7 protein-coding genes and 1 pseudogene are annotated in these 10,262 nt (G+C 70.9%); all 8 read left to right on the forward strand.

All coding sequences use genetic code 11. From position 1 onward, the window contains the following. Window positions 1-307 (forward strand): annotated as a pseudogene (locus KBW95_RS24105) (FkbM family methyltransferase); the annotation flags it as partial. Window positions 308-310: 3 nt separating this feature from the next. After that, on the forward strand, window positions 311-3,241 hold the full coding sequence (locus KBW95_RS24110; RefSeq protein WP_211527096.1) for a glycosyltransferase: 2,931 nt from the start codon (window positions 311-313) through the stop codon (window positions 3,239-3,241). Then, window positions 3,238-4,263 (forward strand): glycosyltransferase family 2 protein, encoded by a 1,026-nt coding sequence (locus KBW95_RS24115; RefSeq protein ID WP_211529532.1) that lies wholly within the window; start codon window positions 3,238-3,240, stop codon window positions 4,261-4,263. Before KBW95_RS24110 ends, KBW95_RS24115 begins: the two co-directional genes overlap by 4 nt. Next, complete coding sequence (locus KBW95_RS24120; RefSeq protein WP_211529533.1) at window positions 4,256-4,630, forward strand: GtrA family protein; 375 nt, start codon at window positions 4,256-4,258, stop codon at window positions 4,628-4,630. Before KBW95_RS24115 ends, KBW95_RS24120 begins: the two co-directional genes overlap by 8 nt. Continuing rightward, window positions 4,630-5,475: a GNAT family N-acetyltransferase gene (locus tag KBW95_RS24125; RefSeq protein ID WP_211527093.1), complete on the forward strand. Its 846-nt coding sequence runs from the start codon at window positions 4,630-4,632 to the stop codon at window positions 5,473-5,475. Before KBW95_RS24120 ends, KBW95_RS24125 begins: the two co-directional genes overlap by 1 nt. Continuing rightward, on the forward strand, window positions 5,465-6,241 hold the full coding sequence (locus tag KBW95_RS24130) for a PIG-L deacetylase family protein (protein ID WP_211529534.1): 777 nt from the start codon (window positions 5,465-5,467) through the stop codon (window positions 6,239-6,241). The genes KBW95_RS24125 and KBW95_RS24130 overlap by 11 nt, the downstream gene beginning before the upstream one ends. Next, entirely contained in the window at window positions 6,238-8,403 is a 2,166-nt protein-coding gene (locus tag KBW95_RS24135) for a glycosyltransferase family 39 protein (protein ID WP_229429991.1), read from the forward strand. Before KBW95_RS24130 ends, KBW95_RS24135 begins: the two co-directional genes overlap by 4 nt. 88 nt (window positions 8,404-8,491) lie before the next feature. Continuing rightward, window positions 8,492-10,183 (forward strand): histidine kinase famiy protein, encoded by a 1,692-nt coding sequence (locus KBW95_RS24140; RefSeq protein ID WP_211529535.1) that lies wholly within the window; start codon window positions 8,492-8,494, stop codon window positions 10,181-10,183. The last annotated feature ends 79 nt before the right edge of the window (window positions 10,184-10,262 follow it).

Here is a 10,262-nt window from a genome sequence, read left to right on the forward strand (position 1 = left end):
CCCCCCCCCCGGGCGCCGGGCCGCACCGGGGGCGCCGGCGCGGCGCCGCCCCCCGCGCCGGCGCCGCATCGTCATGCGCCTGACCCGCATCGAAGCGCTGCGCCGGCTCCTGATCCCGGTCCTGCTGCGCTTCCCGGCGCTGAACCGGCGCGTCGCGGCCTCGCTGTCCGCCATCAAGCAAACCCCGCCCGAGCCGCTGCCGGAAGGCGTCGCGCCGGTGCCCGACGAGCTGCGCGCCCTGCCCGCCTCGGTGCGCGCCGTGCTGGCCGACCTCCAGCGCGCCCGCCGCCTTCATACGGATTCCTGAACCATGCGCATCGTCATCGACCTGTTGGGACACCATGGCCGCGTCGACCCGGCCGCGGTGGCGCTCGCGCTGACCCTGGCGCGCCAGAAGCCGCACGGCGGCGCGGGCGCGCACGAACTGTGGGTCGCGGCCCCGCTGCACGACCCCGTGGCCCTGGAAAGCCTGCGCCTGGAGCCCGCCCTCGGCGCCGCACGCGTGCGCGCCTTCGACATCCCCGCGGGCGGACGCACCCGCGAGCTGGTGCGCCGCCACGCCCTGGGCGGCCTGGAACCCGGGGTGGTGCTGGCCATCGAACGCGGCGCGCGGCCGGCCGCGGCGCAGCCCGGGACGCCCTGGCACGTGCTGCATACCGAGCCGCGCGGAACCGATCCGGCGACCCTCTGGACCGCCCTGAACGCGACCGCCGCCGAGAAGGACGCCGTGCCCGCGCCGGCCAGGCGTCCGCGCCTGGCCTACGTCTCGCCGCTGCCGCCGGAGCGCTCCGGCATCGCCGACTACAGCGCCGAACTGGTGCCGGAACTGGCCAGGTTCTACGAGCTCGAGCTGGTGGTGGCCCAGGAGCACGTGCAGGACCCGCGCCTGGAGGGCCTGCCGCTGCGCGACCCGGACTGGCTGCGCGCCAACGCGCACGAGATCGACCGCGTGCTCTACCATTTCGGCAACTCGCACGCCCACCGGCACATGTTCGAGCTGGTGCGCGAGGTGCCGGGCGTGGTGGTGCTGCACGACTTCTACTTCTCCGGCGTGCTCGACAACCTCGAGCGCGAGGGCTACCTGGACAAGGGCTTCCTGCACGCGCTCTACGAGTCGCACGGCTACAGCGGCCTGCTGGACCACCTCAAGGGAGGCCGTCACCCGGCCATCTGGAAGTACCCGCTCAACAAGGGTGTGCTCGACAACGCGCTGGGCGTGATCGTCCATTCCGACTTTTCGAAGGAACTGGCCGCCCACTGGTACGGCCCCGACGCCGCCAGCGGCTGGCGCACCATCCCGCTGCTGCGCGGCCGTCCGGCGCAATCCGGCACGCTTGAAGCGCGCGCCGCCGCCCGCGCGCGCCTGGGCCTGGACGACGGCGACTACGCGGTCTGCACCTTCGGCATGCTGGGCCGCACCAAGCGCAACGCCGAACTGCTCGACGCCTTCCTCGCCTCGGCGCTGGCCCAGGACCCGGACTGCCTGCTGGTCTTCGTCGGCGAGAACGATCCGGGGCCCTACGGCGCCGGGCTGCTGGAGCGGATCGCCGCCAGCGGCGCGGCCGCGCGCATCCGCATCACCGGTTTCGCCGACGCGGCCACCTACGCCGACTGGCTGGCGGCCTGCGACTGCGCCGTGCAGCTGAGGAGCAGCACCCGCGGCGAGACCTCGGCCTCGGTGCTCGACTGCCTGCTGTACGGCGTGCCGACCATCGTCAACGCCCACGGCTCGACCGCGTCGGTTCCGGATGCGCTGCTGCTCAAGCTGCAGGACGAATTCGCCAACTACGAGCTGAGCGCCGCGCTCGAACGGCTGCGCGCGGACGCCGCCCTGAGGGCGGACCTGGGCCGGCGCGCACGGGAACACATGGCGCGCGAGCATGCGCCGGACCGTGTCGGGCAGCTGGTCCACGAAGCCATCGAGCAGCTGGCCCAGCGCGGCCGCCATGCCTGCTATGCGTCCACCGTGCGCGCGGTCGCGCCGCTCTGCCCCGCCGCCGAACTGCAGGAGCTGGCCGCCGCGATCGCCTTCAACCGCCCGCCTCCGGCCCAGCGCCAGCTGCTGGTCGACGTCTCGGCCATGGTCCAGTCCGACCTCAAGACCGGCATCCAGCGCGTGGTGCGCAGCATCCTGCTGGCCATGATCGCCGACCCGCCGCCGGGCTGGCGCATCGAGCCGGTGTACTCGCTGGGAGGCAACCGCCCCTACCATTACGCGCGCCGCTTCGCCCTCAAGCTGGTGGGCGAGGAGGAGCTGGCGATGGAAGACGCGCCGGCCGAGCTGCGCCCGGGCGACATCTTCTTCGGGCTCGACCTGTTCACCACCGGCACCACCCAGAACGAGGCCCAGCTGCTGGCCATGCGCGACCGCGGGCTGGACGTGGTGTTCGTGGTGTTCGATGTGCTGCCGATGCTGCGCCCCGAGGTCTTCCCCTTCGGGACCGAGCAGTATTTCGGCGACTTCCTGCGCACCGTGCACAGGGTCTCGCATGGCGTGCTGTGCATCTCGCGCGCCGTGGCCGACGAACTGGCCGGCTGGATCGAGGGTCAGGGCTTGAAGCGCCGCGCGCCGCTCAAGCTGGGCCACTTCCACCTGGGCGCCGACATCGACGCCAGCGCCCCGAGCTTCGGCCTGCCGCCGGATGCCGACCAGGTACTGCAGGCCCTCGGCGAGCGCCCCAGCTTCCTGATGGTCGGCACCGTCGAGCCGCGCAAGGGCCACGCCCAGGCGCTGGCCGCCTTCGAGCTGCTGTGGCAGCGCGGCGTGGACGCCAACCTGGTGGTGGTCGGCAAGCAGGGCTGGATGGTCGACAAGCTGGCCGAGCGCATGGCCAGCCACCCTGAAAAGGACAAGCGCCTGTTCTGGCTGGCCGGGATCTCGGACGAGATGCTGCTCAAGCTCTACGGCCGCTCCTCGGCCCTGCTGGCGCCCTCCGAGGGCGAAGGCTTCGGCCTGCCGCTGATCGAGGCGGCCCAGCACCATATCCCGATCCTGGCCCGCAGCCTGCCGGTGTTCCGCGAAGTCGCGGGCGAGCACGCCTATTATTTCGACGGCCTGGCGCCGGACGACCTGGCCGGCGCCGTCACCCGCTGGCTGGCCCTGCACGCGGACGGCAAGGCCCCGCCTTCTACCGACATGCCCTGGCTGACCTGGGACCAGAGCGCCCGCCAGGTGCTCGACGCCCTGGTGCGCCAGCAGTGGTACCGCATCCTGCCCGGCAAGGGAGAACCGACGCCATGAACGCCCCCCATTCCGTCCACGCGCAGATCGGCGCCCAGGCTGCGGGCGCCGACATCATCGCGGTCGTCATCCCCAGCTACAAGGTCACCCGCCACATCCTGGGCGTCATCGAGGCCATCGGGCCGGAAGTGGCGCGCATCTACGTGGTCGACGACCAGTGCCCGGACGGCAGCGGCGCCTTCGTGCGCGCCCATTGCCGCGACCCGCGCGTGACGGTGCTGGAACATGAAACAAACCAGGGCGTGGGCGGGGCGGTGCTGACCGGCTACCGCGCGGCGATCGCCGGCGGCGCGCGCGTGATCGTCAAGCTCGACGGCGACGGCCAGATGGACGCCCACCTGATCCCCACCTTCGTGGCGCCGATCCTGGCCGGCGAAGCCGACTACACCAAGGGCAACCGCTTCTTCAACCTGGAGCGCCTGGGCAGCATGCCGCCGGTGCGCATGTTCGGCAACGCCATGCTGTCCTTCATGACCAAGCTGTCCTCGGGCTACTGGGACCTGTTCGACCCGACCAACGGCTACACCGCCATCCACGCCGATTGCGCGCGCTACCTGCCCTTCGAGAAGATCAGCAAGCGCTACTTCTTCGAGAGCGACATGCTGTTCCGCCTGAACACCCTGGGAGCGGTGGCGGTCGACGTGCCCATGGACGCGGTCTACGGCGACGAAGTGAGCAACCTGAAGGTGTCGCGGGTCGTCACCGAATTCCTGGCCAAGAACGTGCGCAACTTCTTCAAGCGCCTGTTCTACAACTACTACCTGCGCAACATGTCGCTGGCTTCGCTCGAGCTGCCGCTGGGCGTGCTGATGGTCCTGTTCGGCGCCGTGTACGGCGTTTCGCACTGGATCGGCTCGGCGCGCGCAGGTGTCCCGACCCCGGCCGGCACCGTCATGGTGGCCGCGCTGCCGGTGATCATGGGGGTGCAGCTGATCCTGGCCTTCCTGGCCTACGACATCGCCTCGGTGCCGCGCCGCCCGCTGCACAAGCGCACCCTGTTCCGCCGTCCACAGCATGATTGATTCCCTGCGCCAGCGCCAGTTCCTCGTCTTCCTCGCCGGCGGCCTGCTGTGCGCGGGAGTCGACGCCGGTACCATGCAGCTGCTGATGGCGGCGGGCAGCCACCACACCGCAGCGGCCAGCGCCGGCTTCGCCGCCGGCCTGCTGGTCAACTACGCCTTCCACAGCCGGGTCACCTTCGACCAGGCCGCATCCCCCGCCAGCTTCGCGCGCTACCTGTGCGTGGTCGGCCTGAACTACCTCCTGACCATCGCCTGCGTGGCGCTGGCCGCCGCCCTCGCCGACAAGCCGCTGGCCGGGAAAGTCCTGTCGCTGCCGCTGGTGGCGCTCAACGGCTACCTGCTCGGCAAACACTGGATCTTCAAGTGATGAACTTCGCGCCCGTTCAGTACGACCGAGACCACCTTGCCCGCTACAGCGCGCTGTTCGGGGCCTGCTTCCCCGGCGCCGGCAAGTTCAGCCCGGACTACCTGGCCTGGCTCTACCTGGCCAATCCGGACGGCAAGGCGGTCGGCTTCGACGCCTGGGACGGCGAGCGCCTGGCGGCCCACTACGTGTGCGTGCCGGCGCGCGCCTGGGTCGAGGGACGCGAGGTGCCGGTGCTGCTGTCGCTGAACACCGCCACCCATCCGGACTACCAGGGCAAGGGCTTGTTCACCAAACTGGCCGCGATGAGCTTCGAGGCCGGCATGGCGGCCGGCTACGACGGGGTCTACGGCGTGGCCAATGCCAACAGCACGCCGGGCTTCGTGCGCAAGCTGGGCTTCCAGCTGGTGCGCCCGCTGGAAGCGCGGGTCGGGCTGGGCGCCCTGCGCCACGCGCCTAAGGCGCCGGCGCGCGAGCTGTCCTTCGAGCGCAGCTGGAGCGAGGCGGCGCTGGAGTGGCGCTGCGCCAATCCGCACAACCCGGTGTGGCAGCGCGCCAGGGGTAGGCGCACCCAGTTCTACGCGGCCGCCTTCGGCCGGCATCTGCCCGCCTATGCGGAACTGGAAAGGCAGGCGGCGCCGCAAGCGCTGGCCCCTGCGCTGTCCCCGCTGCGCCTGTTCATCGGCCTGGCGCCGGACGCCGGCAGCCGCTACGGCAACTACCTTGGCATCCCGATGCGCCTGCGTCCCTCGCCGCTGAACCTGATCTACCGCTCCTTCAGCGAGCGCGTGGCCCGCCTCGACCCGTCCCGCATCCAGTTCAGCTTCCTCGACTTCGATGCCTACTGAAGCTGCCGCCCTGTTCCTGTTCGCGCACCAGGACGACGAGTTCGGGGTGTTCGCGCGCATCGCCGAGTGCCGCCGCCAGGGACTGCGCGTGGCCTGCGCCTACCTGACCGACGGCGCGACCGCCGCCGCCACGGCCGAGCGGCGCAACGCCGAATCGCTGGCGGTGCTGGCGCGCCTGGGCGTGGCGCGCGTCGACGTGCGCTTCGCCGGCCAGGAGCTCGGGATTGGCGACGCGCGCCTGCCCCTGCACCTGGCCGCCGCCGAACAATGGATCGATGCGTGGATAGCGGGCTTCGGCCAGGTCGACTCGCTGCACGTGACGGCCTGGGAAGGCGGCCACCACGACCACGACGCGCTGCACGCGCTGGCGGTCGGCGCGGCAAGCCGCCACGGCCTGCTGGCGCGCACCTGGCAATATTCGCTGTACCAGGCCGCCGGGCTGCCCGGCCCGCTGTTCCGGGTACTGGCGCCGCTGCCGCAAAACGGTCCCGTGTGCGCGCGCAAGATCCCCTGGGGCGAACGGCTGAACTACCTGCGCCTGTGCCTGTCCTATCCTTCGCAGCGCAGCACCTGGCTGGGCCTGTTCCCCTTTGTGCTGCTGCACTACCTGCTGCGCGGCGTCCAGACCCTGCAGAAGGTCGATCCGCAGCGCCTGCGCGAGCGCCCGCACGCCGGAGCGTTGTACTATGAAAAACGCCAATTCTTTACCTGGGACACAATGAACGAGGCGCTGCGCGCATGGCGCGCCGCCTCCCAGCCGCCATGACGACCATCCAAGACGCCCCGACCGCCGTTTCCGCCGCCCGCCGCGCGGCTCCGCCGCTTTCTCCTGCGCCGCGCGCGCGCGGCGAAGTCCTCGCCTGGCTGTTCCTGGCCGCCGGCCTTGCCGCCGTGTTCGCCTGGCTGCTGCAGCGCCATCTCGGCCTGAATCCGGTGATCTTCGCCGACGAGTGGTACTACAGCAAGATGGCGCGCCTGCAGCCGCTGGGCGAGGCCATCGTGCCCTCCTACCTCTACCTGTGGCTGTTCAGCGCCAGCTCGGCCTGCGGCAGCGGCTTCCTCGATTGCGTACGCATCGGCAATGCGCTGCTCTTCGTAGGCGCCGGGCCCTTCATCTACCTGATCGGGCGCCGCGTCACGCGCCCGGCGATCGCGGCCGCCGTCAGCCTGCTGTCCCTGCTCGCCCCCTTCAACCTGTACACGGCCCTGTTCATGCCGGAAGCCACGTATTACTTCGGCTTCATTGTCCTGAGCTGGGTGGTGCTGAACCATCCGTCCTGGAGCGCGGCGCGCCTGGGCCTGGCCGGCGGCGCCGTGCTCGGCCTGATGAGCCTGGTGAAGGTACACGCCCTGTTCCTGCTGCCGGCGCTCGGCCTCTACCTGGCCTGCAACGCCTGGATGCGCGCGGACGGCAAGCGGCCCGCCGCATGGCTGGCGGACGCCCTGGTCGCGGCCGTGCTGGCGGCGGTGGCGACCCTGCTCGCCAAGTTCAGCGTCGGCTACCTGCTGGCCGGCAAACCCGCGCTGAGCCTGTTCGGCAGCTTCTACGCCACCGCCGCCGAATCGGGCGCGGGGCGTTCGCTGTTCTACCTGGCGCCGCCCGCCTTCGTCAACGGCCGCGGCCACCTGATGGTGCTGGCCCTCTTGATGCCGATGCCGATGGCGATGCTCCTGCTGGCCCTGTTGAGCGGCGCCGCCCGCCGCCAGGCCGGCGCGGCCCTGAGCCGCCTGGGCCTGTACAGCTTCCTGATGCTCGGCTCGGCCGCCGGCCTGGCCGTGGTGTACACCGCCTCGATCGCCGGCCTGGGACCGCTCGAAGTGGTGCGCCTGCACCTGCGCTACTACAGCTTCGTATTCCCGCTGCTGCTCCTGATCGCGGCCGCGCCGCTCGGCACGGTCCAGGCCGGGCGGCAGCTGCTGGAGCGGCAGCCGGGCCAGCCGCGCCTGGCCTGGGCGGCGGCCGCCCTGGTCGGCGCCGCCGTGCTGGCCGCGCTGGTGCTGCTGCCGCGTTATTCGCCCACGCCCATCGACGGCCCGGAATTCGCCTCCCTCAGCCTGCAATCCTGGCAGGGCTGGACCCTGGCCGCGCTCGACCTGGCGGTGCTGCTGCTGTGGGCGGCCGGCCGGCGCCTGGCCGCCGCCCTGTTCCTGTTTGCGGTGGTCCCGCTCACGCTGGCGCTGGGCATGGCCGCGAACGACAGCTACCTGCGCCAGGTGCGCGCCGACTGGCCGCCCGACGCCGCCGGCAAGCTGGCCTACCGCCTCGTTCCCCGCGCCGAGCACGGCCAGGTCACGGTGGCGGGCCACGCCATGATGGACATCATGCGCGCCCAGTTCCATATCGACCACCAGGACAGCGGCATGCTGGAGCTGCCCAAGGACGCGCCGATCGAGGCCTACCAGATGCCGGCACGTCACAAGTGGCTGCTGGTGATCGGCCAGCATGCCGTGCCGCCGGGCCTGGGCGCGGCGCCCGTGGTGGCGACGGCGGAGTATGCGCTGCTGCGCCTGGAAAGCGCCTTCCGGCCGATCGGGACGCGCCACCTGTCCCAGCCCTACGGCGGCCTGGTGACCGGCGCCGACGGCCTGTCGGTCGGCGAGCCCTGGGGGCGCTGGTCGACCGGGAAGCAGGTGGTCCTGCATCTCGACCGGCCGCTGCCGAAAGTGGCCGACGTCCTGATCAAGGCCCAGGCCTACGCCGACAACACCACCCTGCCCTTCACCCTGCGCGCGGGCGATTCCAGCGTCCCGTTCCGCATCGGACCGAGCCTGCAGGAGGTCAAGCTGCGCGTGCATACCGACGGCGCCCAGCGCAGCCTGACGATCGAAGTGCCGCGCCCGACGACGCCGCGCAGCCTCGGCCAGTGGGCGGACGACCGCGCGCTGGGCATCGGCATCGCGGAAGTCAGCATCGGCGAGGGACAGTGAGCCTGGACCGGGCCTGTGTGCGCTTACGAACGGAGGCCCGCGCCACGAATCTCTAGAGTGGAGACTACACTGCCTGCAAGGACTGCCCATGGTACTCGGACCCGAAAAAGAAGATACGCTCAAGAAACCGCTCGACGTGCAGGGCGGCGGCCAGAGCATGGGTGCGCCGGCCTCGGGCGAGATCGAAGGCAACGCCGTCCATCCGCTGGGCAACCCCGGCGTCAAGCACTGGCAGGCCAGCTACATCGACCATGGCGGGCTGGAGGAACGCGGCAACATCTTCTTCGCCGCGGTCGAGATGACCCGCATGCCGATGGTGGTGACCGACCCGCGCAAGAAAGACAATCCGATCGTCTTCGCCAACAACGCCTTCTTCGATCTCACCGGCTACGAAGAGAAGGATGTCCTGGGCCGCAACTGCCGCTTCCTGCAGGGAGCGGACACCGACCCCGCCACCGTGGCCGAAGTACGCCAGGCGGTGGCGGAACAGCGCGCGGTCGCGGTCGACATCCTGAACTACAAGGCCGACGGCACGCCCTTCTGGAACGCGCTGTTCCTGGGACCGATCTTCGACCAGGACGGCACCCTGCTGCACTTCTTCGCCTCGCAGATGGACATCACCGAGCGCCGCTCCCACCAGGAGTCCTACCTGCAGTCGCAGAAGATGGAAGCGATCGGCCAGCTCTCGGCCGGCATGGCGCACGACTTCAACAACCTGCTGCAGGTCATCAACGGCAACCTGGAGGTGGCCCTGATCGGCGCAGGCCCGGCTAGCCGCGCGCTGGAACCGATCCGGCGCGCCCAGCGCGCCACCATGCAGGCCGGCAAGCTCACCCAGCAGCTGCTGAGCTTTGCGCGCAAGCAGCGCCTGGAGCCGCGCAGCCTGAGCCTGAACAGCCTGGTGGTCGAGTTCTCGGACATGCTGGTGCGCACCCTGGGCGACAAGCTCGAGCTGCGCCTCGACCTGCGGCCCGGCCTGCCCGCCTGCACGGTCGACCCGACCTACCTCGAGATGGCCCTGCTCAACGTGGTGATCAATGCGCGCGACGCCATGCCGGACGGCGGCGTCGTCACGGTCGGCACCGCCGTGCTGTCGCCGGAACGGCGCCGCATCCTCAAGCTGCCGGCCGGCGACTATGTCTGCATCTGCGTGAACGACCAGGGCGAAGGCATGACAGAAGACGTGCGGCGCCGCGCCACCGAGCCCTTCTTCACCACCAAGGGACCGGGCACCGGCCTGGGGCTGGCGATGGTGCATGGCTTCGTGCAGCAGTCGCGCGGCAAGCTCGACATCGAGAGCGCGCCCGGCAAGGGCACGCAGGTGCGCATGGTGTTCCCGATCAGCGAACAGGTCCAGGCCGGCGCGGACGAAGGCGAGGCCGCGCAATCCCCGGTGCGGCCGCAGGGCAGCGACTGCCACGTGCTGGTGGTCGAGGACAACGACGACGTGCGCGAACTGGCCGAGGGCATGCTGGCCATGGCCGGCTACCAGGTGCTGAGCGCGTCCAGCGGCGAACGCGCGCTGACCCTGCTCGACAGCGGCGCGCAGGTGGACCTGCTGTTCACCGACGTGATCATGCCTGGCGGCATGAACGGACTGCAACTGATCGACAAGGCGCGCCAGATGCGGCCGGGGCTGCCGGTGCTGGTGACCACTGGCTACATGGACGAGCTGCCCGGGCGCGGGGTGCGCAGCGAGGGACTGGACGTGCTGGCCAAGCCCTACCACCACCAGGAGCTGCTGGACCGGATCAAGGCGGCCCTCAGGCGCACGCCCTGAACGCCGGCTCGCCGCCAAACACAAAGGGCCGGGGTGGCTCGCATCCCGGGCCGTTGGTTGATTGCACCCCCCTCACTGC

It is taken from the genome of Massilia sp. ZL223, from assembly GCF_018119395.1.
Classification (GTDB): Bacteria; Pseudomonadota; Gammaproteobacteria; order Burkholderiales; family Burkholderiaceae_D; genus Telluria.

Coding starts and splice junctions, on each gene's coding strand:
- KBW95_RS24125 (WP_211527093.1), top strand. CDS start 4,630: ATGAACTTCGCGCCCGTTCAGTACGACCGAGACCACCTTGCCCGCTAC.
- KBW95_RS24110 (WP_211527096.1), top strand. CDS start 311: ATGCGCATCGTCATCGACCTGTTGGGACACCATGGCCGCGTCGACCCG.
- KBW95_RS24120 (WP_211529533.1), top strand. CDS start 4,256: ATGATTGATTCCCTGCGCCAGCGCCAGTTCCTCGTCTTCCTCGCCGGC.
- KBW95_RS24135 (WP_229429991.1), top strand. CDS start 6,238: ATGACGACCATCCAAGACGCCCCGACCGCCGTTTCCGCCGCCCGCCGC.
- KBW95_RS24130 (WP_211529534.1), top strand. CDS start 5,465: ATGCCTACTGAAGCTGCCGCCCTGTTCCTGTTCGCGCACCAGGACGAC.
- KBW95_RS24115 (WP_211529532.1), top strand. CDS start 3,238: ATGAACGCCCCCCATTCCGTCCACGCGCAGATCGGCGCCCAGGCTGCG.
- KBW95_RS24140 (WP_211529535.1), top strand. CDS start 8,492: ATGGTACTCGGACCCGAAAAAGAAGATACGCTCAAGAAACCGCTCGAC.